The sequence below is a fragment of the Curtobacterium sp. MCBD17_026 genome (assembly GCF_003234895.2).
Taxonomy (GTDB): Bacteria; Actinomycetota; Actinomycetes; order Actinomycetales; family Microbacteriaceae; genus Curtobacterium; species Curtobacterium flaccumfaciens.
This window is the reverse complement of sequence record NZ_CP126281.1, coordinates 2,086,968-2,112,171: the sequence shown is the minus strand read 5'-3', so window position 1 is coordinate 2,112,171 and position 25,204 is coordinate 2,086,968. Positions and strand designations below refer to the sequence as shown.

At 70.8% G+C, this 25,204-nt stretch carries 20 protein-coding genes; all 20 read left to right on the top strand.

The features are described 5' to 3' along the window. The first annotated feature begins 14 nt into the window (after window positions 1-14). The 20 genes from DEI85_RS09940 (at window position 15) to hisD (ending at window position 25,197) form a co-directional block, all read left to right on the top strand. The gene (locus DEI85_RS09940; protein ID WP_110860141.1) at window positions 15-1,784 is read left to right on the top strand and encodes a peptidoglycan D,D-transpeptidase FtsI family protein; all 1,770 of its coding nucleotides are present in this window, start codon (window positions 15-17) and stop codon (window positions 1,782-1,784) included. A gap of 14 nt (window positions 1,785-1,798) precedes the next feature. Then, window positions 1,799-3,445 carry a Mur ligase family protein gene (locus tag DEI85_RS09935; RefSeq protein WP_111123946.1) on the top strand — a complete coding sequence of 549 codons (1,647 nt, stop codon included), beginning with the start codon at window positions 1,799-1,801 and terminating at the stop codon, window positions 3,443-3,445. Next, window positions 3,442-4,950, top strand: coding sequence for a UDP-N-acetylmuramoyl-tripeptide--D-alanyl-D-alanine ligase (locus DEI85_RS09930; RefSeq protein ID WP_111123947.1), 1,509 nt, complete (start codon window positions 3,442-3,444; stop codon window positions 4,948-4,950). The genes DEI85_RS09935 and DEI85_RS09930 overlap by 4 nt, the downstream gene beginning before the upstream one ends. Beyond that, on the top strand, window positions 4,947-6,050 hold the full coding sequence (mraY, locus tag DEI85_RS09925) for a phospho-N-acetylmuramoyl-pentapeptide-transferase (RefSeq protein ID WP_110860147.1): 1,104 nt from the start codon (window positions 4,947-4,949) through the stop codon (window positions 6,048-6,050). Before DEI85_RS09930 ends, mraY begins: the two co-directional genes overlap by 4 nt. 4 nt (window positions 6,051-6,054) lie before the next feature. After that, window positions 6,055-7,590, top strand: a complete 1,536-nt coding sequence (gene murD / locus DEI85_RS09920) for a UDP-N-acetylmuramoyl-L-alanine--D-glutamate ligase (RefSeq protein WP_110860149.1) — start codon at window positions 6,055-6,057, stop codon at window positions 7,588-7,590. Beyond that, on the top strand, window positions 7,553-8,818 hold the full coding sequence (ftsW, locus tag DEI85_RS09915) for a putative lipid II flippase FtsW (RefSeq protein WP_111123948.1): 1,266 nt from the start codon (window positions 7,553-7,555) through the stop codon (window positions 8,816-8,818). Before murD ends, ftsW begins: the two co-directional genes overlap by 38 nt. Then, window positions 8,815-9,912 (top strand): undecaprenyldiphospho-muramoylpentapeptide beta-N-acetylglucosaminyltransferase, encoded by a 1,098-nt coding sequence (gene murG, locus DEI85_RS09910; RefSeq protein ID WP_111123949.1) that lies wholly within the window; start codon window positions 8,815-8,817, stop codon window positions 9,910-9,912. The genes ftsW and murG overlap by 4 nt, the downstream gene beginning before the upstream one ends. Beyond that, complete coding sequence (murC, locus tag DEI85_RS09905) at window positions 9,909-11,330, top strand: UDP-N-acetylmuramate--L-alanine ligase (RefSeq protein ID WP_111091086.1); 1,422 nt, start codon at window positions 9,909-9,911, stop codon at window positions 11,328-11,330. The genes murG and murC overlap by 4 nt, the downstream gene beginning before the upstream one ends. Further along, window positions 11,327-12,601, top strand: a complete 1,275-nt coding sequence (locus DEI85_RS09900; RefSeq protein WP_111123950.1) for a cell division protein FtsQ/DivIB — start codon at window positions 11,327-11,329, stop codon at window positions 12,599-12,601. The genes murC and DEI85_RS09900 overlap by 4 nt, the downstream gene beginning before the upstream one ends. Window positions 12,602-12,747: 146 nt before the next feature. Further along, window positions 12,748-13,908: a cell division protein FtsZ gene (ftsZ, locus tag DEI85_RS09895; protein ID WP_027465251.1), complete on the top strand. Its 1,161-nt coding sequence runs from the start codon at window positions 12,748-12,750 to the stop codon at window positions 13,906-13,908. Between the two features lie 7 nt (window positions 13,909-13,915). Beyond that, complete coding sequence (locus tag DEI85_RS09890; RefSeq protein WP_111091088.1) at window positions 13,916-14,638, top strand: YggS family pyridoxal phosphate-dependent enzyme; 723 nt, start codon at window positions 13,916-13,918, stop codon at window positions 14,636-14,638. 41 nt (window positions 14,639-14,679) lie between these two features. After that, a complete protein-coding gene (locus DEI85_RS09885) occupies window positions 14,680-15,264 on the top strand; it encodes a cell division protein SepF (protein ID WP_111123951.1) in 585 nt (194 codons plus the stop codon). Between the two features lie 68 nt (window positions 15,265-15,332). Beyond that, the gene (locus DEI85_RS09880; RefSeq protein WP_017886631.1) at window positions 15,333-15,629 is read left to right on the top strand and encodes a YggT family protein; all 297 of its coding nucleotides are present in this window, start codon (window positions 15,333-15,335) and stop codon (window positions 15,627-15,629) included. Window positions 15,630-15,814: 185 nt separating this feature from the next. Beyond that, a complete protein-coding gene (locus DEI85_RS09875; protein WP_181420046.1) occupies window positions 15,815-16,492 on the top strand; it encodes a DivIVA domain-containing protein in 678 nt (225 codons plus the stop codon). A gap of 2 nt (window positions 16,493-16,494) precedes the next feature. Beyond that, the gene (gene lspA, locus DEI85_RS09870; protein ID WP_258376378.1) at window positions 16,495-17,217 is read left to right on the top strand and encodes a signal peptidase II; all 723 of its coding nucleotides are present in this window, start codon (window positions 16,495-16,497) and stop codon (window positions 17,215-17,217) included. After that, on the top strand, window positions 17,214-18,143 hold the full coding sequence (locus tag DEI85_RS09865) for an RluA family pseudouridine synthase (protein WP_111123952.1): 930 nt from the start codon (window positions 17,214-17,216) through the stop codon (window positions 18,141-18,143). Before lspA ends, DEI85_RS09865 begins: the two co-directional genes overlap by 4 nt. Window positions 18,144-19,200: 1,057 nt before the next feature. Further along, window positions 19,201-22,680: a DNA polymerase III subunit alpha gene (gene dnaE / locus DEI85_RS09860; RefSeq protein WP_375231872.1), complete on the top strand. Its 3,480-nt coding sequence runs from the start codon at window positions 19,201-19,203 to the stop codon at window positions 22,678-22,680. Window positions 22,681-22,691: 11 nt separating this feature from the next. Further along, a complete protein-coding gene (locus DEI85_RS09855) occupies window positions 22,692-23,042 on the top strand; it encodes a DUF2200 domain-containing protein (protein WP_110860168.1) in 351 nt (116 codons plus the stop codon). Then, entirely contained in the window at window positions 23,039-23,893 is an 855-nt protein-coding gene (locus DEI85_RS09850; protein ID WP_110860170.1) for a hypothetical protein, read from the top strand. Before DEI85_RS09855 ends, DEI85_RS09850 begins: the two co-directional genes overlap by 4 nt. Then, window positions 23,890-25,197 carry a histidinol dehydrogenase gene (gene hisD, locus DEI85_RS09845; RefSeq protein WP_111091090.1) on the top strand — a complete coding sequence of 436 codons (1,308 nt, stop codon included), beginning with the start codon at window positions 23,890-23,892 and terminating at the stop codon, window positions 25,195-25,197. The genes DEI85_RS09850 and hisD overlap by 4 nt, the downstream gene beginning before the upstream one ends. Window positions 25,198-25,204 lie beyond the last annotated feature (7 nt).

Here is a 25,204-nt window from a genome sequence, read left to right as displayed (position 1 = left end):
AAGGACCGCACCGCGTGACGAAGACGATCCGCAACCGACGCCTGCGCTACAGCATCGTGATGCTCGCCGTGATCGCCCTCGTCGGGGTGTTCGTGGTGCGGCTCGTCGACATCCAGGTCGTCCAGGCGTCGGAGCTGAACAAGGCGTCGGCCCAGAAGCGCAGCATCCCCGTGACCATCTACGGCACCCGCGGGTCGATCGTGGACCGCAACGGCACCGAACTCGCCGACAGCGTCACGCGCTACAACATCACGACCTCCCCGCGCCTGGTGAAGGGCTTCAAGGGCAAGCTCGGCGGCACCCGCATCAAGGACGTCAGTGTCGGCACCGCCCTGAGTGCGCTGGCGAAGGCGTCCGGCGGTGACGTCGCGACCATGCGGAAGAACATCGCCGCGAACCCGAAGTCCGACTTCGCGTACCTGGTCAAGGGCCTCGACGTGCAGCACTACGAGGCCGTGCGTGCACTCGGCATCCCCTGGCTGTACCCGGAGCCACAGGCGGCGCGGGTGTACCCGACGGGTGCGACGACGGGCAACCTGACCGGCTTCATGGGCACCGACGGCGCCCAGGCCGGCCTGGAGTACTCCTACAACCAGTGCCTGGCGGGCACCAACGGCTCGGAGACCTACGAGCGCGGCGAGGACGGCGTGCAGCTCCCGGGCAGCACCGTGACGACGAAGAAGGCCAAGGACGGCGGCACGCTCGAGACGACCATCGACAGCGACCTGCAGTACATGGCGCAGCAGACCATCGCGTCCGCCTCCAAGACCCTGCAGGCGGAGTCCGCGACGGCGACGGTCACGAGCGTCAAGACGGGTGAGCTGCTGGCGGTCGCCGACTACCCGACGGTCGACCCGAACGACGTCGACGCCACGACCGACAAGGGCGCCTTCGGTTCCCGTGCCCTGACGGCGTCGTACGAGCCGGGCTCCACGATCAAGGCCGCCATCGCCGCCGCGCTGCTCGACCAGGGCAAGTCGAGCCCCACCGACCAGGCCGTCGTGCCGTACTCGCGCACGTTCCCCTGGGGCGGCACGATCCACGACTCCGAGTTCCACGCCACCGAGAACCTCACGCTCACCGGCATCCTGCAGAACTCGTCGAACGTCGGCATCACCGAGCTCGGCGCGCGGCTGACATCCCAGCAGCGCTTCGACTACATGAAGAAGTTCGGGCTGTTCGAGCCGGAGACGGCCATCGACTACCCGGGCCAGCCCTCGATGGACTACGGCACCAGCCCGAACTGGGACCAGCAGACGAACATCAACTCGATGTTCGGTCAGGGCATCTCGACGACAGCGGTGCAGGTCGCGAGCGTCTTCCAGACGATCGCGAACGACGGTGTCCGGATCCCGCTGCACTTCGTCAAGGGCTGCACCACGGCGGACGGCAAGACGATCGACGCGCCCGACGTGCAGAAGCAGCGGGTCGTCTCCGCAGCCGCCGCCACGCAGGTCACCGGCATGCTGCAGAGCGTCGTCACGGGTGGCACGCTGGTGGGCATGAAGCCGATCTCCGGCTACAACATCGCCGCGAAGACGGGGACCGCCGAGGTGGCCGAGGGGTCGCAGGGATACGGCGGTCAGCGCATCACGTCGGTGGCCGGAATGGCACCCGCCGAAGACCCCCAGTATGTTGTCACGGTGACGTTCACGAAGCCGCAGACCAACAAGTGGTCCAGCGGAGCGGCTCCGGCGTTCCGCACACTCATGTCCCAGGTGCTCGAGAAGTACCGAGTAGCCCCCTCCGCGTCCGAGGCGAAGCTCTACCCGTCCACGTGGTGAGGAAGAAGGAACACTTGTCCGCACGGATCCCCCCGGTCCTCCGACCCGAACACCCGACCCCGAGGGCCGTCTCCGAACTCGCCAACGCGTTCGGTCTGCGAGTCGTCGGCTCGGTCGACAGCATCGAGACCGCCGGGGTCACCCTGAGCGCCACCGAGGTGCAGCCGGGTGACCTGTTCGTCGGCGTGCACGGTGCGAACCGGCACGGCGCACAGTTCGCGACGGAGGCCGCCGAGCGCGGCGCCGTCGCCGTCCTGACCGACCAGGACGGCGTCGCACTGGTCGAGCCGTCCGGGCTGCCGGTGCTCGTGGTCGACGACCCCCGCGCCGCCCTCGGTGACGTCGCGGCGTGGGTCTACCGCACCCACCCCGACGAGGCCACCGACCTGCCGCAGCTGTTCGCCGTCACCGGCACGAACGGCAAGACGAGCACGTCGTACATCCTCGAGGGCATCCTCAAGCAGCTCGGCCTGGTCACCGGCCTGAGCTCGACCGCGGAGCGCCACATCGGTTCGCTCAGCGTGACGAGCCGCCTGACCACGCCCGAGGCCAGCGAGATGCACGCGCTCCTCGCCCGCATGCGCGAGAGCGAGGTCCGTGCGGTCGCCGTCGAGGTCAGCGCCCAGGCCCTCAGCCGGCACCGCGTCGACGGCATCGTCTTCGACGTCGCAGCCTTCACGAACCTGTCGCACGACCACCTCGACGACTACGCCGACATGGAGGAGTACTACCAGGCGAAGCTCCCGCTGTTCCAGCCCGAGCACGCCCGTCGCGGCGTCGTCTCGCTGGACACTGACTGGGGCCACCGCGTGGTGCAGGACTCCCGCATCCCGGTCACCACGATCACGGTGCACCCCGACGTCGAGGCCGAGTGGCACGTCGACATCGTCGAGGCGCACGCCGCGTACACCGAGTTCCGCCTGACCGGCCCCGAGGGCCGCGAGCTGACCACCCGTGTGCCGCTGATCGGCTGGCACATGGCGGCGAACGCGGCACTCGCGATCGTCATGCTCGTCGAGGGCGGGTTCGAGCTCGGTGCCATCGCGCACGCGCTGGAGAGCAACCACCGCCGCTACCCCGACGAGGACGACGCGAGCGAGCGCGACGGCGAGACGCACCGCGTCTCCGCCATCGAGTGCTACCTGCCCGGCCGCACCGAGCGGGTCTCCGGCGAGCAGGGCCCGAGCGTCTACGTCGACTTCGGACACAGCGCCGACGCCTTCGAGAACACCCTCGCGGCGGTCCGGCAGTTCACCTCCGGCAAGGTCCTCATGCTGTTCGGCGCCGACGGCGACCGGGACACCACGAAGCGCGGGGACATGGCCCGCGTGGCTGCGGCCGGCAGCGACATCCTCGTCGTCACCGACCACCACCCGCGCTTCGAGGACGCCGCGTCGATCCGGAAGACCCTGGTCGACGCCGCACGTGCCGCCTACCCCGACCACGAGATCCACGAGGTCAGCCCGCCCGAGGCCGCGATCCGCACGGCCGTGGGCCTGGTCGGCGAGGGGGACTCGATCCTCTGGGCCGGTCCGGGGCACCAGGACTACCGCGACATCCAGGGCGTCCGCACCCCGTACTCCGCCCGCGACGAGGCCCGTGCGGCCCTGCGCGAGGCCGGCTGGGAGCCGAACTCCGGTCCGGCGGAGGACGTCCGATGATCGCCATGACCCTCGCCGAGATCGCCGCCGCGATCGGCGGCGAGCTGATCGGCGGCGCCCAGGCCACCGACGTCTCCGAGCCCGGCGACCTGGTCGTCGACGGCTCGGTCGAGACCGACTCGCGCCTGGTCCGCCCCGGCAGCGTCTTCTTCGCCCTGCCCGGCGAGGTCACCGACGGCCGACGCTTCGTGCCCGCGGCCGTCGACGCCGGGGCTGCCCTGGTCATCACGCCCGAGCGTGTGGACACCACCGCGCCGCAGATCGTCGTCACCGACGGGTACGAGGCCCTCGCCGCGCTCGCGCACGAGGTGGTCACGCGCGTCCGGATGAGCACCGCGGACCGCGTCGACGCCGACGGGCGCCCGGCACCCCTGCGGGTCGTCGGCATCACCGGCTCGAACGGCAAGACGAGCACGAAGAACATGCTCCGCACGATCCTCGAGCAGCACGGCGCGACCGTCGCGCCCGAGGGCTCGTTCAACAACCACGTCGGCGCACCGATCTCGATGCTCCGCGTGACGTACGACACCCGGTACCTGGTGGTCGAGATGGGCGCGAGCGGCGTCGGCCACATCGCCAAGCTCGTCTCGATCGCCGAGCCCGACGTCGGCGTCGTCCTCAAGGTGGGCCTCGCGCACGCCGGCGAGTTCGGCGGCATCGAGGCGACGCAGCGCGCGAAGTCCGAGATGGTCACCGACCTCCCCGCCTCCGTGACCGCCCTCCTCAACGTCGACGACGACCGGGTCGCGTCGATGCGCGACCTGACGGCCGCCCACGTGGTCGGCTTCGGCACGTCGGCGGACGCCGACTACCGCATCACCGGCATCGAGACGGACCGCAGCGGCACCCGCTTCACCCTCACCGCGCCTCCCGCCCGCACCGAAGGCGAGCGTCCGACGGACGCGAACCTGTCTGGAGGCCCGGATCACGTCGACGTCCGCCTCGCGATCCTGGGTGAGCACCACGCCATGAACGCGTCCGCCGCGCTCACGGTGGCCCACCTGTGGGGCGTCCCGCTCGCCGACGGCGCCGCGGCGCTCGCGTCGATGACGCGCGCCGAGCGCTGGCGCATGGAGCTGCTCCAGGGCGGCCCCGAGGGCGTCACCGTCATCAACGACGCGTACAACGCGTCGCCCGACTCCACCGCGGCGGCGCTGCGGACCCTGGCGCAGATCGTGCGCCCGGGGGAGCGGACCGTCGCGGTGCTCGGTGAGATGGCCGAGCTCGGTGAGTTCTCCGTCGAGGAGCACGACCGCATCGGTCGGCTCGTCGTCCGCCTCGGCATCGGACAGCTCGTGGTCGTCGGCCGCGGCGCGATGCCCATCCACCAGGCCGCCACCCTCGAGGGATCGTGGGACGGCGAGTCCGTGTACATCGAGGACGTCGACGACGCCGTCCGTGCCATGCAGGAGATGCTCCGCCCCGGCGACGTCGTCCTCGTCAAGTCCTCGAAGTCTGCCGAACTGCGATTCCTCGGCGACCGCCTCGGAGGTGTCACCGAATGATCGCGCTCCTCGTCGCCGGCGCCACGTCGCTGGTGTTCACGTTGCTGCTCACCCCGTTCTTCATCAAGCTCTTCCACCGTCTCGGGTGGGGGCAGTTCATCCGCGACGACGGTCCGCAGTCCCACCACACCAAGCGCGGGACCGCCACCATGGGCGGCATCGTCCTGATCATCGGTGCGGTGATCGGGTACTTCGTCGGCCACCTGGTCGGGCGTGACTCGATCACGCTGTCCGGGCTGCTCGTGCTGTTCCTGATGGTCGGACTCGGGTTCGTCGGCTTCATCGACGACTTCCTCAAGGTGCGGCGTCAGCGGAGCCTCGGGCTCGGCGGCTGGGCCAAGGTCCTCGGTCAGGTCATCGTCGGCGTCATCTTCGCCACGATCGCCCTGGTCGTGCCGACGTCGAACGGCAAGCCGCCGGCATCGACGATGATCTCGGCGATCCGCGACGTGCCGTGGCTCGACTTCATGGCGCTCGGCACGGTCATCGGCACCGTGCTGTTCCTCGCCTGGATCGTCCTGCTGACGGTGTCCACGTCGAACGGTGTGAACGTGGCCGACGGGCTCGACGGCCTGGCCACGGGGTCGAGCATCCTGGCGATCGGCTCGTACGTCATCATCGGGTTCTGGCAGTCGAACCAGATCTGCGGCGGCGCCCGGCTCGACTCGAGCACCGCACACGCCTGCTACACCGTGTCGAACCCGCTCGACCTCGCCGTGGTCGCGGCCGCGGTCTGCGGTGGACTCATCGGGTTCCTCTGGTACAACACCTCGCCCGCGCAGATCTTCCTCGGTGACACCGGTTCGCTCGGCCTCGGCGGTGCCCTGGCCGGCCTCGCGATCCTCAGCCGCACCGAGCTGCTGCTCATCCTCATCGGTGGTCTGTTCTTCATCGTCACCGGCTCCGTCATCCTGCAGCGTGCGTACTTCAAGATCACCCACGGCAAGCGCATCTTCCTGATGAGTCCGCTGCACCACCACTTCGAACTGAAGGGGTGGGCCGAGGTGACCGTCGTCGTCCGCTTCTGGATCATCGCCGGGCTCTTCGTCGCGGCGGGGGTCGGACTCTTCTACCTCGAATGGATCGCACGCGTTGGTTGACCCGGTGTCCTCGCCGTCCCGCCTGAACTCCCTCGACAGCTGGTACTCCGAGGGGTGGAAGGGGCTCAACGTCGCCGTCCTCGGCCTCGGTGCCACCGGCTTCTCGGTCGCCGACACGCTCGTGGAGCTCGGCAGCGAGGTGACGGTCTACTCGACCGACGCCCCCGCCGACAGCGTCGAGCTGCTCGACGTGATCGGTGCCCGGTTCCTGCAGACGCCGCTCGACACCGTCCCGGACGCACTCGTCCAGCAGGCACCCGACGTCGTCATCGTGTCGCCGGGGCTGCCCCCGCACAACGCCACCGTGCGGTGGTCGGCGACGAACAGCACCGTCTGGGGCGACATCGAGCTCGCTTGGCGCGTGCGCGACAAGGTCGTCCGCGGCCCGGTCGCGGCCCCCTGGATCACGATCACGGGCACGAACGGCAAGACCACGACGACACAGCTCACGACCGCGATGTACGAGGCCGGCGGCCTGCGTGCCGTCGCGTGCGGGAACATCGGCGTGCCGGTGCTCGACGTCGTCCGCGACCCGGTCGGCTACGACGTGCTCGTCGTCGAGCTCTCGAGCCACCAGCTGCACTACGCGGCGACGTCCGGCGACGGTGCCGTGGTGCCGCTCGCGAGCGCCTGCCTGAACATCGCCGACGACCACCTGGAGTGGCACGGCTCGGCCGAGGCGTACCGCGCGGCGAAGGCCAAGGTCTACGAGCGCACCGTGATGGCGTGCGTCTACAACACCTCGGACGAGGCCACCCGGCGGATGGTGCAGGAGGCCGACGTGGTGGAGGGCTGCCGTGCGGTCGGCTTCACCCCCGGCGTCCCCGCTCCCGGTGACGTCGGCATCGTCGAGGACGTCCTGTGCGACCGGGCGTTCAACGACGACCGCCGCAACAGCGCGCTCGAGCTGTCGACGCTCGCCGACCTCGAGGCCGCCGGGCTCGCCAGCCCGCACATGACCATGAACGTCCTGGCCGCCGCCGCGCTGGCCCGTGCCGGCACCGTCCAGCCGAGCGCCATCCGGTCGGCCGTCCGGGCGTTCCGCGCCGACCACCACCGCACCGAGCTCGTGGCCCGGGCGGACGGCATCACGTGGGTCGACGACTCCAAGGCCACGAACCCGCATGCCGCCACCGCGTCGCTCGCGTCGTTCGACACCGTCGTGTGGATCGTCGGCGGCCTGTTCAAGGGCGTCGACGTCGACGGTCTGGTCGAGCGCTTCGGCCCCGGCGTCCGCGCCGTCGTGGTGATCGGCACCGACCGGACCCCCGTCCTCGAGGCATTCGCGCGACACGCGTCCACGGTCCCGGTGCTCCAGGTGGAGACGACGGACACTGATCAGGTCATGCGCGAGGCGGTCCGGCATGCCGCATCGGTCGCGAGGCCGGGCGACACCGTCCTCCTCGCCCCGGCGGCGGCGTCGTTCGACCAGTTCGGCTCCTACGCCGACCGGGGGCAGCGTTTCGCGGCCGCGGTCAACGAGCACCTGGGAGGAGAAGTCGATGGCGACGACACCGACGGATCTTCCGAACAGCCGTAACGGCCGGACCGCGTCGACCCCACGACGGACGAACGGCGCGATCGTCGCCGTCAAGAACGTCTTCGTCGCGGAGTCCAGCACCTTCTACACGATCCTCGGCGTCACGCTGTTCCTCGTCGTCTTCGGCGTCGTGATGGTGCTGTCCTCGTCGAGCGTCGAGGAGTACGCGGCGACCCACGACTTCTTCGGGGCGGCGTCCCGCCAGGGCCTGTACGCCGTGCTCGGTGTGCCGCTCATGCTCATCGCCAGCCGGGTCCCGACCCGGGTCTGGCGGAAGTGGGCGATGCGGCTGCTCGGTGCTGCGCTCGTGCTGCAGCTGCTCGTGTTCACCCCGCTCGGCATCGACATCCAGGGCAACCGGAACTGGATCGAGCTCGGGTCGTTCACCGCGCAGCCGTCCGAGGTCGTGAAGCTCGGGCTGGTGCTCGGCATCGGCGCCATCATCTACGTCAAGCGGGACAAGCTCGACGACTGGAAAGAGGTGTTCATCCCGATCGGGATCGCCTCGATGCTCTCGCTCGGGCTCGTCGTCCTCGGTGGTGACCAGGGCACCGCGATGGTCATGCTCATCCTGGTGTTCGGCGCGCTGTACATCGGCGGCGTCCGCGCTCGGCACCTGCTCGTCGGCCTCGGTGCGTTCGCCGTGATGCTGCCCTTCGTGACGATGGCCTCGGCCTCGCGCTCGACCCGCATCAGCGCCTGGCTGTCCGGGTGCACCGACACCAGCCAGTACCAGGACATCTGCTGGCAGCCCGTGCACGGCATGTGGGCGCTCGCGTCCGGCGGCGTGTTCGGCGTCGGCCTCGGCAACTCGAAGGCGAAGTGGTCGTGGCTGCCTGAGGCGGACAACGACTACATCTTCGCGATCATCGGCGAGGAGCTCGGCCTGATCGGCGCCGTCGTGGTGCTCAGCCTGTTCGTGGTGCTCGCCGTCGGCATGATCAAGATCATCCGGCAGTCCCGCGACCCCTTCGTGAAGACGGTCACCGGTGGCATCCTCGCGTGGATCATCGGCCAGGCGCTCATCAACATCGCCGTCGTGCTCGGCCTGCTGCCCGTGCTCGGTGTGCCCCTGCCGCTCATCTCGGCCGGTGGTTCTGCCCTCATCATGACCCTGGTGGCGATCGGCGTCGTGCTCTCCTTCGCGCGTGACCTGCCCGGTAAGAACGACCCCGGCCTGACGAACGCCCCACTCGGCCGGACCTCCACGAACGGATCACTGCGGTGAGCAAGTACCTCTTCGCCGGCGGCGGCACCGCCGGCCACGTCAACCCCCTGCTCGCGGTCGCCGACCGGTTGACCGAGCGGGAGCCGGGCGCCGAGGTGCTCGTGCTGGGCACCGCCGAGGGGCTGGAGTCCCGCCTCGTCCCGATGCGCGGCTACGAGCTGCTGACGATCCCGCGCCTGCCGTTCCCCCGGAAGCTCAACGGCGCGGCCCTGCGCTTCCCGCAGCGCTTCGCGGCGGCGGTCAAGCGGACCGAGCAGATCATCCGCGACCACGAGATCGAGGTGGTCCTCGGCGTCGGTGGCTACGCGGCCGCTCCGGCGTACATCGCCGCGCGCCGCACCGGCACCCCGATCGTCGTGCACGAGCAGAACGCCAAGCCCGGGCTGGCGAACCGCCTCGCAGCGTTCCTCACCGAGCACGTCGGCCTGACCTTCTCGAACACGCGCCTGCGCCACGGCCGCGTTGTCGGCATGCCGCTCCGTCGCGAGATCGAGTCACTCGACCGCCGCGCTGTCCGGGCCGAGGGGCTCGCCGAGTTCGGGCTCGACCCGGACCAACCCGTGCTGCTCGTGACCGGCGGCTCCTCGGGTGCGCGGAGCATCAACCGGACGATCAACAAGTCCGCCGCCGCCATCGTGGGTGCCGGCTGGCAGGTCCTGCACGTCGTGGGTGCCGCCTCGGACATCGGCCCCAGCGACCTCGACGGCTACCACGTGCTGCCCTACTGCGACCGGATGGACCTGGCGTACGCGGCGAGTGACTTCGTCGTGTCGCGCTCCGGCGCCGGCATGGTGTGCGAGCTGACGGCCGTCGGGCTGCCGAGCGTGCTCGTGCCGTACCCGGTGGGCAACGGTGAGCAGCGTCACAACGCGAAGGACGTCGTCGACGCCGGGGGAGCCGTCCTGGTGGCCGACGGGGAATTCGACCAGGACTGGGTGACGTTCCAGCTGCTGAGCATCCTGCAGGACCGCTCCCGCATCGCGGACATGACCGTGCGGGCGGGCAGCGTCGGCCACCGCGACGGCGCCGACCGGATGACCGACCTGGTCCTCGACGCCGCGAAGCAGGCCCCCAGCACCACGGAGGAACGATGACCATCAAGCCGGACCTGACCCAGCCGATCCCGGACGACCTGGGCACGGTGCACTTCGTCGGCATCGGCGGCGCGGGCATGAGCGGGATCGCCCGGATGTTCCTCGCCGCCGGGCACCGCGTGACGGGCAGCGACTCCCGCGAGACGGAGACGACCGGCACGATGCGCGACCTCGGCGCGACCGTGCAGATCGGTCACGACGCTGCGAACGTCGGCCAGGCCGACACCATCGTCGTCACGAGCGCCCTCTGGCCCGACAACCCCGAGCTCCTCGAGGCGCAGCGCCGCGGTCTGCCGGTGCTCCACCGCTCGCAGGCCCTCGCCGCCCTGATCGCCGAGCACCGCCTCGTCGCGGTCGCCGGTGCGCACGGCAAGACCACCTCGACCGGCATGATCGTCACCGCGATGGTCGAGCTCGGCCTCGACCCGAGCTTCGTCAACGGCGGCGTCATCCAGTCCCTCGGCACGAGTTCGGCCCCGGGGTCGAGCGACCTGTTCGTGGTCGAGGCCGACGAGTCCGACGGCTCGTTCCTGCTCTACGACGTCGCCGTGGCCCTGGTCACCAACGTCGACGCCGACCACCTGGACCACTACGGCAGCGAGGAGGCCTTCACCGAGGCCTTCGTCGAGTTCGCCGCGAAGGCGAGCGAGCGCGTCGTGATCTCGAGCGACGACGCCGGTGCGAAGACGGTCACGGCCGGCATCCGCCAGCGCCCGGACGCGCCCGAGATCGTCACGTTCGGCGAGGCGGTCGACGCGGACGTCCGCATCGAGGGCATCACCGAGTCGGCCGGCGTCGAGGTCGACTTCCGTGCCGATGGTGAGGCGTACCACCTGACCCTCCGCGTGCCCGGCCGGCACAACGCGATCAACGCCGTCGGCGCCTTCGCGGTCCTCACCGGTCTCGGCGTCGCCCCGGCCGACGCGATCCGCGGGCTCGAGGCGTTCGGCGGCACCCAGCGCCGCTTTGAGCTGCACGGTGTCGAGCGCGGGGTCTCGGTCTACGACGACTACGCCCACCACCCGACCGAGGTCGCCGCGGCGCTCAAGGCCGCCCGCAACGTCGTCGGCGACGGCCGCATCATCGCGATTCACCAGCCGCACCTGTACTCACGCACCCGTCTGATGGCCGGCGACTTCGCCGAGGTGTACGAGGAACTCGCCGACCACACGGTCGTGCTCGACGTCTACGGCGCCCGCGAGGACCCGGAGCCCGGCGTGACCGGCGCCCTGGTGCAGGAGCGCTTCGCCGACCAGTCGCGCGTCGAGTTCCTGCCCGACTGGGACGAGGCCGCGGCACGCGCGGCCGCGGTCGCCCGTGACGGCGACATCATCATGACGCTCAGCTGCGGCGACGTGTACCGGATCATCCCGCAGGTGCTCGGGGCCCTGGGCGCCGATGGAGCGTCGTCCCGGTGAAGCGCCCCGAGGGGTTCGACGAGGGGGACGCCCGCAGGGACGCCCCGGCCGAGGCCGCGGAAGCGCCCCGGCAGCGTCGTGGTCCCTCGAAGCCGCGGCTGCCGTTCCGCGGACGCGTCGCCGACGACCGGGAGGCCCGTCCCACGTCCGCCCCGGAAGCCCCGGTCGACGGAACGGTCGACCCCAACCCCGCGGACCAGCCCGACGCCGACGCCTCCGGTTCCCAGCGGGACCGCGTCGGCGCCTTCGCCGGTGCGGCCGGACGCCGGTTCGGCGCCGGACTCTCCACCGTGGCGGATCGCCTGCGCGAGTACACGCCGAACGAGGACCACCGGGACCCGGAGGCCGACCGCCGCGACGCGGAACGCCGAGCCGCCACGAGCGGTGCAGCCGACCACGACGCGACCGTGACCGACGTGCTCGACGCGACCGGTGCCTCCCGGACCGACCAGCACGCCGAGGCGCCCATCGGGGCGCGGGTGCGCGCTGCCGAGACCGCGCGTGAGGCACGCATCGCGAAGCGTCGACGCCGGTTGCTCGAGCGTGCCGAGGTCCGCCGGTTCACCCGGCGCAGCCGGCACCGTCGCGCCGCGTGGATCACGGCGGCGAGCGTCGTCCTCGTGCTCGGGGTCTCGATCCTCGTCGCGGTGTTCTCACCGCTGATGGCGCTCCGCACGATCGAGATCAAGGGCACCAACCGCGTCGACGAGTCCGCGCTGCGCCAGGCGCTGTCCGACCAGATCGGCACGCCCCTGGCCCGGCTCGACTTCGACGCGGTCAAGCGGGACGTCGCCGGCTTCCCGCTCATCGAGAGCTACGTGACCGAAGAGGCCCCGCCGCACACGCTCGTCGTCACGGTGACCGAGCGCACGCCGGTGGTCGCGGTGCAGTCCGGCAGCACGTTCGACCTCGTCGACCCCGCGGGCATCGTCGTGCAGTCGTCGCCGAAGCGTCCCGCCACGATGCCGCTCGCCGACATCGGCCGGGCGCGCCTCGGTTCGGCGAGCTTCCGCACGATGACCGAGGTCGTGCTGGCGCTGCCGTCGACCGTGCGGTCCCAGGTGACACGTGTCGCCGGGTCGACGGCCGACGACGTCACCCTGACCCTCAAGGACGGCTCGACCGTCGTGTGGGGGAGCCCGGACGACTCGGACGCGAAGGCCGAACTGCTCGCCGCGCTGGTCAAGGACCACGCGGCCCGGAACCCGGGCGTCGTCGTCGAGTACGACGTCTCGGCACCGGACAACGGCGTCATCCGCGCCAAGGACTGAATTGCCGGACCTGATCGGCGACACGCGGCGTGGCGGGGCGACAGTGCGCCGAACGCACCCGTAGCGTCGAAGCCAGCACCACATCTACCAGCATTGCCCCTGAACTTCAAGTAGAGGTTGAGGGTTCGACCGGAGGCCTGACTGACGTGACCACGAACCACAACTACCTCGCCGTCATCAAGGTCGTCGGTGTCGGCGGCGGCGGCGTCAACGCCGTCAACCGCATGATCGAGCTCGGTCTCCGTGGCGTCGAGTTCATCGCGATCAACACCGACGCCCAGGCCCTGCTGCTCAGCGACGCCGACGTCAAGCTCGACGTCGGCCGCGAGATCACCCGCGGCCTCGGTGCCGGCGCCGACCCGGAGGTCGGCCGTCGCGCCGCCGAGGACCACGCCGAGGAGATCGAAGAGGCCCTGGCCGGCGCCGACATGGTGTTCGTCACCGCGGGCGAGGGCGGCGGCACCGGCACCGGTGGCGCACCGGTCGTCGCACGCATCGCGAAGTCCATCGGCGCACTGACCATCGGTGTCGTCACGAAGCCCTTCAGCTTCGAGGGCAAGCGCCGCCAGTCCCAGGCCGAGAACGGCGTCGCGGGCCTCAAGGACGAGGTCGACACGCTCATCGTCGTCCCGAACGACCGCCTGCTCGAGATCAGCGACCGCGGCATCTCCATGGTCGAGGCCTTCGCCACGGCCGACCAGGTGCTCCTGGCCGGTGTGCAGGGCATCACCGACCTCATCACCACCCCGGGCCTGATCAACCTCGACTTCGCCGACGTCAAGAGTGTCATGCAGGGTGCGGGTTCCGCGCTCATGGGCATCGGGTCGTCCCGCGGGGCCGACCGTGCGATCAAGGCGGCCGAACTCGCCGTCGCGTCGCCGCTGCTCGAGGCCTCGATCGACGGTGCGCACGGCGTGCTGCTGTCGATCCAGGGTGGGTCGAACCTCGGCATCTTCGAGATCAACGACGCCGCGCGCCTGGTGCAGGAAGCCGTGCACCCCGAGGCGAACATCATCTTCGGTGCGGTCATCGACGACACCCTGGGCGACGAGGTCCGCGTGACCGTCATCGCCGCGGGCTTCGACGGCGGCGAGCCGGCGCAGCAGCAGAAGGAACGTCGCTCGAGCTACGTCGACCCGGAGTCGAGCGCCGCGGCGCCCGTCGCCGCCTCGACCGGCGCGATCGAGGACTCCACCACGTCGAGCCCGTCCTGGGCCTCGCAGGAGCACCAGCCGCCGGTGCAGCGCGCCGCCGACCCGGCGTTCGACGACGACGACGAGCTCGACGTCCCCGACTTCCTGAAGTAACCCACCCTTGGTAGCCGACACGCGCCTCCAGGCCTCGTCTCACGACGACGGACTGGAGGCGCGCGTTGCGTCCGTCAGGGGCGGCATCGCCGACGCGGCGCGCGCCGCAGGGCGGTCACCGGACGAGCTGACGCTCGTCGTCGTGACGAAGTACCACCCAGCGTCGCTCGTCCGTGAGCTCGCCGCGCTCGGCGTGACCGACGTGGGGGAGAACCGCCACCAGGAGGCGCAGGCGAAGGCCGCGGAACTGGCGGACCTCGGCCTGACCTGGCACTTCGTCGGGCAGCTGCAGTCGAAGAAGGCCCGGCAGGCCCGGCGGTACGCCCACGTCGTGCAGTCGCTCGACCGTGGCTCCGTCGTCGACGCGTTCGCCCCGACCGAGGCCGAACCGGACCCGCCGGTGATCGACGGGTTCGTGCAGGTGAACCTCACCGACGACCCCGGACGTGGCGGGGTGCAGCCGGACGACGTCGACGCCATGGTGTCGCGTGTGCTGGCCACCGGGACGATCCGGCTGCGGGGTGTCATGGCGGTCGCACCCCTGGACGAGGAGCCCCGAGCCGCCTTCGCCCGACTCCGCTCGATCTCCGAACGGGTCGTGGCGCTCGAGCCCGCTGCGACCGACATCTCGGCCGGCATGAGCGGGGACTACGCCGAGGCGATCCTCGAGGGCGCGACACACCTGCGGATCGGCACCGCAATCACGGGAAACCGGCCGCCCGCACCCTAGCCTCGTTGCAGGGCACCACGAGCACGAACCCCGGAGGAACCATGGCCAACCCGCTGAAGAAGACGATGGTCTACCTCGGCCTCGCCGATGAGGAACTCGACTACGAGGACGAGCAGCAGCCCGAGCCCGCGCGCCAGCAGGCAGCCCCTGCCCGCCAGGCCGCAGCGGCTGCTCCGGCGCCCGCCGAACAGCAGGAGACCCCCGCCGCGGCAGCAGCCCCCGCGGCCGCTCCCGCAGCCGTCCCGGCTCCCACCAAGACGCACACCCACCAGCGCGGCGCCCAGGTCACTCCGCTCCGCCGCTCGCACACGACCGCACAGAAGGCGACCCCGGTCCAGGAAATGAACGAGATCCTCACCGTCCACCCGCGCGAGTACAAGGACGCCCAGTCCATCGCCGAGAGCTTCCGCGACGGCATCCCCGTCATCATCAACCTCTCGCAGATGACCGAGGGTGACGCCCGACGCATGATCGACTTCGCCTCGGGCCTGTCGCTCGGTCTGTTCGGCAAGATCGAGCGCGTCACGAACAAGGTCTTCCTCCTGTCGCCGGCGCACGTCGCAGTGAGCGGTGAGCCTGCTGAGGTAGAGTCCGACATCGAGGCGAACTTCTTCGCCCAGTCCTGAGCCGTACCCGGCACACCCGCCCCTGAGCGTCGTCTGACGACGCTCGCCCGAGACGAGCGAGCCCCATCGTGTCCGTGATCCTAGGGATCATCTCCCTCGCGTTGCTCCTGTACTTCTTCGTGATGTGGGGGCGTTTCGCGCTCGACCTCGTGCAGAGCTTCAACCGTTCCTGGCGTCCGCGCGGGGGCATGCTCGTGGTGTCCGAGTTTGTCTACACGATCACGGATCCGCCCATCCGAGCGGTGCGACGGGTGCTCCCGCCGCTCCGCCTGGGGCCGGTCGCGCTCGACTTCGGCTGGACGATCGTGATGCTCGTCGTCATCATCGCCCGGTTCGTGGTCGCCGCTCTGGCACGCGGTATCTGAGCGGACTCCCGTCCGCGACACGCGCCACGCCAGGCGCGCGGCACGGTTCCGCCCCATCGTCGGTGTACGGTGGTCGGGATCGATGCCCGCTCCGGTGGCGCATCCGCACCGCACGGTACGACTGGTACATTCGGTCGCACCGCACGCGGTTCCACACGTTCAGCAGTTCTATTGAGGTGACGGCAATGGCTTTGACGCCGGAAGACGTAGTCAACAAGCGGTTCCAGCCGACGAAGTTCCGCGAGGGCTACGACCAGGACGAGGTCGACGACTTCCTCGACGAGGTCGTGGTCGAGCTCCGTCGCCTGACCGCGGAGAACGACGAGCTCCGCCAGCGCCTGCAGGCGGCCGAGTCGGCCCCGCAGCCGGCGCAGGCCGAGCAGCCTGCTCCCGCAGCCGAGCCGGAGCCCACCCCGGCCCCGGTCGAGGCAGCACCGGAGCCCGCTCCGGTCGCCGCGGCGGCACCGACCACCACGGTCCCCGCCGACGAGGACACCGAGGGCACCACGAACCTCCTGACCCTGGCGCGTCGTCTCCACGAGGAGCACGTCCGCGAGGGCATCGAGAAGCGCGACGCGCTCATCGCCGAGGGCACGGCCCAGGCCGCTCGCCTGGTCTCCGAGGCCGAGGCGAAGCAGCGCCAGATCATCGCCGACACCGAGAACACGAACCGTCAGCGTGTTGCGGTGCTCGAGCAGGAGCAGCGCCAGCTCGAGGGCAAGATCGACGAGCTCCGGACCTTCGAGCGCGACTACCGTGCGCAGCTCAAGAGCTACATCCAGGGGCAGCTCTCCGAGCTCGACTCGGGCGAGCAGTCCGGTCTCACCCCGGCGCCGGCTTCGGCGCAGGGCTTCGGCAACTGACGTTGTCGCGACCAGCATCACGAGCGAAGGTCAGTGTCCGCGCGATCGCGGCACTGGCCTTCGCCGCTGTCGTGGTGGTGGCGGTCGACCAGGTCGCCAAGACGCTGGTCGTCGCGAACCTGCCGTACGGCACCCCCGTCCCGGTCCTCGGCGGGGCGTTGCAGTTCCTGTACGTCCGGAACCCCGGGGCAGCGTTCTCGTTCGCGGTGAACATGACCTGGGTCTTCTCGGTCATCTCGGCCGCGGTCGTCGTCGCGATCATCGTGTACTCGCGTCGCATCCGGTCGATGTGGTGGGCCATCGTGCTCGGCATGCTGCTCGGTGGCGCGCTGGGCAACCTGCTCGACCGGCTCTTCCGTGAGCCCGGCTTCGGTCGTGGCCACGTCGTGGACTTCATCTCGACGCCGTGGATGATGCCGGCGATCTACAACGTCGCCGACTCCTTCATCTGCATCAGCATGGTGGTCTTCGTGCTGCTCGTGATCCTCGGGGTGAACCTCGACGGCACCCGCACGCTCTCGGCCAAGCGCCAGGCGCAGCTCGACGCGGCGGAGCCGCTCGACGCGGCGCAGCCGCTCGACGCGGCGCAGCCGCTCGACGCGGCGCAGCCGCTCGACGGTGGGGCCGCGTTCTCGTCGGCTGACGCGGTTGTCGACGAGCCGACCCGCGCCTCCAGGCCGGAGGACCGCGACCGTCGCGACACGCTGGGCCACGACGCCACGTGACCGAATCGCGTTCTCTTCCCGTGCCCGACGGGCTCGCCGGTGAGCGCGTCGACGCCGCCATCGCGAAGCTCCTCGGCTTCAGCCGGTCGTTCGCGGCCGACGTCGTCGCTGCCGGGGGCGTCCGCGTCGACGGGGTGCCCGTCGACAAGTCGGACCGTCTGCACGCCGACTCCTGGCTCGAGGTCGAGTGGACCCCGAAGGAGCCGCCGCGCATCGTTCCGGCGGCCGTGCCGGGCATGACGATCGTGCACGACGACGAGGACATCGTCGTCGTGGACAAGCCCGTCGGCGTCGCGGCGCACCCCTCGCCGGGCTGGGACGGGCCGACCGTGCCCGGGGGCCTCGCTGCCGCCGGCTTCACGATCGCGACGTCCGGCGCCGCTGAACGCGCCGGGATCGTGCACCGCCTCGACGTCGGGACCTCGGGACTGATGGTGGTCGCGAAGACCGAGCTTGCGTACACACACCTCAAGCGGGCGTTCAAGGAGCGCACGGTCGAGAAGGTCTACCACGCACTCGCCCAGGGCCACCCGGACCCGACCTCGGGCACGATCGACGCGCCGATCGGGCGGCACCCGTCGAGCGACTGGAAGTTCGCGGTGACGTCGGAGGGCAAGCCGAGCGTCACCCACTACGAGACGCTCGAGGCCTTCCGCGCCGCCACCCTGCTCGAGGTGCACCTGGAGACCGGGCGCACCCACCAGATCCGGGTGCACATGGCGGCGACACGCCACCCGCTCGTCGGGGACACGATGTACGGCGCCGACCCGGTGCTCGCGGCCGAGCTCGGACTCACGCGTCAGTGGCTCGACGCCGTCCGGCTGGGCTTCGACCACCCCCGCACGGGCGAGTGGGTGTCGTTCGAGGCGCAGTACCCGGACGACCTGCAGGCCGCGCTGGGGCAGATCCGGAGCGCGTCGCGCTGACGCGCCCGGCTGCTTGTGCCGAGGGGTCACGAACTGTCGGCTGCGAGGCCGCCAGGCGACGGGTTCTGTACCCGCGGCGGCCCGCGTGCGGCGTGTCCCGCCCGCTCGGCGGCGCGCCCCGCGCGTGTCGCGACCCGGGGCCGGTCTGGAGGCGCGGTGCGGCCCCGCCACGCGCCTCCAGGCCGCAGCGCCCGGTCGCTTGCGCCGAGGGGTCGCGAACTGTCGGCTGCGAGGCCGCCAGTCGACACTTTCCGCACCCGCGGCGGCTCGCCTGCGGCGTGTCCTGCCCCCTCGGCGGCGCGCCCCGAGCGTGTCGCGACCCGCTGCCGGTCTGGAGGCGCGGTGCGGGCCGGCCACGCGCCTCCAGGCCGCAGCCCCCGGTCGCTTGCGCCGAGGGGTCACGAACTGTCGGCTGGGAGGCCGCCAGGCGACGCTTCCCGCACCCGCGGCGGTCGGCCTGCGGGGTGTCCCGCCCCCTCAGCGGCGCGCCCCGAGCGCGTCGCGACCCGGTGCCGGTCTGGAGGCGCGGTGCGGCCCCCGCCACGCGCCTCCAGGCTGCCGCGCCCGGCTGCTTGTGCCGAGGGGTCGCGAACTGTCGGCTGCGAGGCCGCCAGGCGACGCTTTCCGCACCCGCGGCGGTCGGCCTGCGGCGTGTCCTGCCCCCTCGGCGGCGCGCCGAGCGCGTCGCGACCTGGGGCCGGTCTGGAGGCGCGGTGGGGCCCGCCCCGCGCCTCCAGGCTGCCGCGCCCAGCGGCTTGCGCCGAGGGGTCGCGAACTGTCGGCTGCGAGGCCGCCAGGCGACGCTTCCCGCACCCGCGGCGGCTCGCGGGCGGCGTGTCCTGCCCGCTCGGCGGCGCGCCCCGCGCGTGCCGCGACCCGCTGCCGGTCTGGAGGCGCGGTGCGGCCCCGCCACGCGCCTGGCGTCCGCCCCGACGCGCGCGGGAATGTGGGCGGCCGCGGTTAGGCTGTTCCCACCCCGCAGCACACCGTACGAACCGGAGGTTCCGTGTCGGATTCCGACTCCTTCGTCCACCTGCACGTGCACAGCGAGTACTCGATGCTCGACGGTGCCGCCAGGCTCTCCGACCTCGTGGCGGAGACCGCCGCGCAGGGGATGCCCGCCGTGGCGGTGACCGACCACGGCAACATGTTCGGCGCCTTCGAGTTCTGGAAGGCCGCGAAGGCCGGTGGCGTCAAACCGATCATCGGGACCGAGGCGTACATCACGCCCCGCACACACCGCTCGGACAAGACCCGGGTGCGCTGGGGTGACGGTGGTGGCGACGACGTGTCCGGTGCCGGCTCGTACACGCACATGACGATGTTCGCCGAGAACACGACGGGCATGCACAACCTGTTCCGTCTGTCGTCCAAGGCGTCGCTCGAGGGCTACTACTTCAAGCCCCGCATGGACATCGAGCTCCTGCAGGAGTACCACGAGGGCATCATCGCCACGACGGGCTGCCCCTCGGGGGAGATCCAGACGCGCCTGCGTCTCGGCCAGTACGACGAAGCAGTGCAGGCGGCCGCCGACTACCGCGACATCTTCGGCAAGGAGAACTACTTCGCCGAGGTCATGGACCACGGCCTCGAGATCGAACGCCGGATCATGAGCGACCTGATCCGCCTGGCGAAGGACCTCGACATCCCGCTGGTCGGCACGAACGACCTGCACTACACGCACGCCCACGACGCCAAGTCGCACGCGGCACTACTCTGCGTGCAGTCCGGCTCGACCCTGAACGACCCGAACCGCTTCAAGTTCGACGCCGACGAGTTCTACCTGAAGACCCCGGCGCAGATGCGGCACGTCTTCCGCGACAACCTCGAGGCCTGCGACAACACGCTGCTCATCGCGGAACGCTGCAACGTCGAGTTCGACACCTCGGCCAACTACATGCCGAAGTTCCCGGTGCCCGAGGGCGAGACCGAGCACTCCTGGTTCGAGAAAGAGGTCGCGAAGGGGCTGGACTACCGGTACCCGGACGGCATCTCGAAAGAGGTCCAGGACCGCGCCGACTACGAGGTCGGCATCATCAACCAGATGGGGTTCCCCGGCTACTTCCTGGTGGTCGCGGACTTCATCAACTGGTCCAAGAACAACGGCATCCGCGTCGGTCCGGGGCGTGGCTCCGGTGCCGGATCGATGGTCGCGTACGCGATGCGCATCACCGACCTCGACCCGATCCGGCACGGCCTGATCTTCGAGCGCTTCCTCAACCCGGACCGAGTCTCGATGCCCGACTTCGACGTCGACTTCGACGACCGGCGCCGCGGTGAGGCGATCAAGTACGTCACCGAGAAGTACGGGTCGGAGCGCGTCGCGCAGATCGTCACGTACGGCACGATCAAGGCGAAGCAGGCACTCAAGGACTCCTCGCGCGTCCTCGGGTTCCCGTTCGGCATGGGCGAGAAGCTCACGAAGGCGATGCCGCCGCCCGTGATGGGCAAGGACATCCCGCTCACCGGGATCTTCGACAAGGACCACCCGCGCTACAAGGAAGCCGTCGACGTCCGCACCGTGGTCGAGACCGACCCCGAGGCGAAGACCGTCTTCGACACCGCACTCGGGCTCGAGGGGCTGAAGCGTCAGTGGGGCGTGCACGCGGCCGGCGTCATCATGTCGAGCGACCCGCTCATCGACATCATCCCGATCATGAAGCGGGAGCAGGACGGCCAGATCGTCACGCAGTTCGACTACCCGGCAGCGGAATCGCTCGGCCTGATCAAGATGGACTTCCTGGGGCTCCGCAACCTCACGATCATCAGTGACGCCCTCGACAACATCAAGACGAACCGTGGGATCGAGCTCGACCTCGAGAACATGGGTCTGGAAGACCCCGAGGCGTACGCGCTCCTGCAGCGCGGCGACACCCTCGGCGTGTTCCAGCTCGACGGCGGGCCGATGCGCGGCCTGCTGCGCCTGATGAAGCCCGACAACTTCGAGGACATCTCCGCGCTCATCGCCCTGTACCGCCCGGGGCCCATGGGAGCGAACTCGCACACGAACTACGCGCTCCGCAAGAACGGCGAGCAGCCGATCACGCCGATCCACCCGGAGCTCGAAGAGCCCCTCAAGGACATCATCGGCACGACCTACGGCCTGATCATCTACCAAGAGCAAGTGATGGCCATCGCGCAGAAGGTCGCCGGGTTCTCCCTCGGCCAGGCGGACATCCTCCGCCGCGCGATGGGTAAGAAGAAGAAGTCCGAGCTCGACAAGCAGTACGCGGGCTTCCAGCAGGGCATGAAGGACAACGGGTACTCCGACGCGGCGATCAAGACGCTGTGGGACATCCTGCTGCCCTTCTCCGACTACGCGTTCAACAAGGCGCACTCCGCCGCCTACGGTGTGGTGTCCTTCTGGACCGCCTACCTCAAGGCGCACTACCCGGCCGAGTACATGGCCGCCCTGCTGACCTCGGTCGGCGACGCCCGCGACAAGCTCGCCCTGTACCTGAACGAGTGCCGCCGGATGGGCATCAAGGTGATGCCGCCGGACGTCAACGAGTCGATCGGCTTCTTCGCCGCAGTCGGCGACGACATCCGATTCGGCATGGGTGCCATCCGCAACGTCGGGTTCAACGTCGTCGACGACATCGTCAAGGCCCGGACCGAGAAGGGCGCCTTCGAGTCGTTCCACGACTTCCTGCGCAAGATCCCGATCTCGTCGGCGAACAAGCGCACGGTGGAGTCGCTCATCAAGGCCGGTGCCTTCGACGAGTTCGGCGACACCCGACGCGCCCTGGTGGAGATCCACGAGGGCGCGGTCGAAGGTGCGGTCAAGGTCAAGCGCGACGAGGCCCACGGCAACGTCGGGTTCGACTTCGACTCGCTCTTCGCCGAGGCAGCCGAGGACGCCCCGAGCGCCGCGGTGTCGCAGGTGCCGGACCGCCCGGAGTGGTCCAAGCGCGACAAGCTCGCGTTCGAGCGGGACATGCTCGGGCTCTACGTGTCCGACCACCCGCTCGCCGGGCTCGAGATCGAGCTCGCGAAGCACCAGTCGATCACCATCGCCGACCTGCTGACCGCCGACGACTCGATCGAGGGCGAGACGGTGACCGTCGCGGGCCTGCTGACGAGCGTGCAGCACCGGGTGGCGAAGACGAGCGGCAACCCGTACGGCATCGTCGACATCGAGGACTTCGGCGGCCAGATCGGCGTGATGTTCCTGGGCAAGACGTACCAGGAGTTCGGCCCGTCGCTGGTGCCCGACTCGATCGTCGTGCTTCGTGGCCGCGTCAACGTGCGCGACGACGGCAAGGCCCTGCACGCGGTGAGCATGTTCCAGCCGAACGTCGGCGACGCGATGGGGTCCGGCCCGCTCACCCTGTCCCTGCCGGAACGACAGGCCACGACGACCACGGTGACGGAGCTCGCCGCCGTGCTCGGCCGCCACCAGGGTGACACCGAGGTCCGGCTGAAGCTGCTCAAGGACGACGTCGCGCGCACCTTCGAGTTGCCGTTCCCGGTGAACCTGACCCCCGACCTGTTCGGCGAGCTGAAGAGCCTGCTCGGACCCCGCTGCCTGGTGTAGGAGCGTCGACCATGGCCGGTCACCGGATCTTCGGGACGCCCGTCGCGGACGTCTACGGGCACTACCTGGCGAAGGTGGAGCGGAAGGGCCACACGAAGGCGGAACTCGACACCGTCATCGAGTGGCTGACCGGCTTCGACGACCTGGCGCTCGCGCAGCACCTGGCCGACCGGACCACGTTCGAGGACTTCTTCGCCAGCGCGCACCTCAACCCGAACGCCCCGCTCATCACCGGGGTGATCTGCGGGGTGCGGATCGAGGAGCTCGACGACCCGCTCATGCGGCAGATCCGGTACCTCGACAAGCTCGTCGACGAGGTCGCCACGGGCCGGCCGATGGTGAAGATCCTGCGGACCGCGTGACCGACGGCCAGCCGGCACCGCACGTCCTCCGGGCGTTCGGCGTGCACGACCGGCCGCTCGAGCGCCTGGGCGGCGGGCGCGGACTCACGTGGCGCGCCGGGGACGTCGTCCTCCGCCCGTCCGGTGACCGCCTGGAGGCCCGGTGGCGGTCCGCCACACTGGCGCGGCTGGTCCACACGGCCGGGTTCCGGACGCCGCGCCCCGTCGCCGCCACGTCCGGGGACTGGGTCGTGGACGCCCGCGCCGACGCCGGCACCGGCGTCAGCACCGGCGACGACGGTTGGGAGGCCTGGCGGTGGGTCGACGGTCGGACCGACCCGACTCGCGTGGACGACGTGATCGCCGCGGGTGCAGCGTTCCACCGCGCGATCGCCCATCTGCCACGCCCCGACTTCCTCGACCACCGCGGAGAGCCCTGGAGCCGGGCGGACCGCATGGCCTGGGGCGGAACAGCCCTGCCCGATGACCCGACGCTGGATCGCCTGGCCGCGACGTTCCGGCCGGTGACGTCCCCGTCGCAGCTCGTCCACGGCGACCTGCTCGGCAACGTGCTCTTCACGCCGGGGGAGCCGCCGACGGTGTTCGACTGGGCACCCTACTGGCGCCCGCCGGGCCTCGGCGCCGCGATCGCCGCGGTCGACGCCGTGTGCTGGCACGGGGTCGCCGTCGGTCGGCTCGGCGTGCTCGGCACCGGCGTCCCCGAGTGGCCGCAGCTGCTCGTCCGTGCGCTGGCCTTCCGGATCGCCACGCTGCACCTGCTCGACGCGTGGGATGCCGACCAGACCGCCCGCCACCGGCCCGTGGTCGACGCCGTCGTGCAGCACGCCGCCGGTACGCTGGAGGCCTCATGATGCAGCGAATCGACCTCCGCGGCGGCCTCCCCGCCCGTGCCGAACTCCTCCGACTCATGCCCCGTGCCGCGGGTGACGTGTCGCACGCCGTCGATGCCGCGCGCGAGTTGATCGAGGACGTCCGACACCGTGGGGCCGCGGCCCTGCACGACCAGGCCGAGCGCTTCGACGGCGGAGCTCCTGCGAACGTACGGGTGTCCGCTGCCGAGATCACCGCCGCCGTGGCCGGGCTCACCCCCGAGGTCCGAGCAGCACTCGACGAGGCCATCCGCCGCGTCCGGGCCGCGAGTGCCGCGCAGATCCCCGCCCCGGCCGTGACGACCCTGGCCGGCGGCGCCGAGGTCCACCAGCGCTGGCAGCCGATGCGCCGTGTGGGGCTCTACGTGCCCGGTGGCAAGGCCGTCTACCCGTCCAGCGTGGTGATGAACGTCGTCGCGGCCCAGGTCGCAGGCGTGCCCTCGATCGCCCTCGTGTCACCGCCGCAGCGCGACCACGGCGGCGCGGTGCACCCGACGATCCTCGCCGCGGCGGGGCTGCTCGGCATCGACGAGGTCTACGCGATGGGCGGCGCCGGAGCCGTCGGCGCGCTGGCGTACGGCGTCGCCGAGATCGACCTCGAGCCGGTCGACCTGGTCACGGGGCCTGGCAACAACTACGTCGCCGCCGCCAAACGTCTGGTGCGCGGGGTGGTGGGCATCGACTCCGAGGCCGGGGCGACCGAGATCCTCGTGATCGCGGACGACACCGCCGACGCCGGGTTCGTGGCCGCCGACCTCATCAGCCAGGCCGAGCACGACGAGCAGGCCGGCAGCGTGCTGGTGACGACGTCCGCGACGTTCGCCGACGCGGTGGAGGCCGCGATCCCGGAACGCACCGCGGTGCTCGGGACGGCTGCGCGCCTCCAGGCCGCCCTGGACGGACCGCAGTCCGCGATCGTCCTGGTGGACTCGCTGACCGACGCGGCGACCGTGAGCAACGCGTACGGGCCGGAGCACCTCGAGATCCAGACGGTCGACGACGACGCGGTGCTGGCCGACATCGACGCCGCCGGTGCGGTGTTCGTCGGGCCGAGCACGCCGGTGAGCCTGGGGGACTACCTGGCCGGGTCGAACCACGTGCTGCCGACCGGCGGCCAGGCCCGGTTCGGGTCCGGGTTGTCCGCGTCGACGTTCCTGCGGCCCCAGCAGATCGTCCGGTACACGCCGGAGGCCCTGGCCGAGGTCGCGCCGCACATCGTCGCGCTGTCCACCGAGGAGCAGCTCCCCGCGCACGGGGCCGCCGTGACGGAGCGCACGAACCGATAGCCTGGGG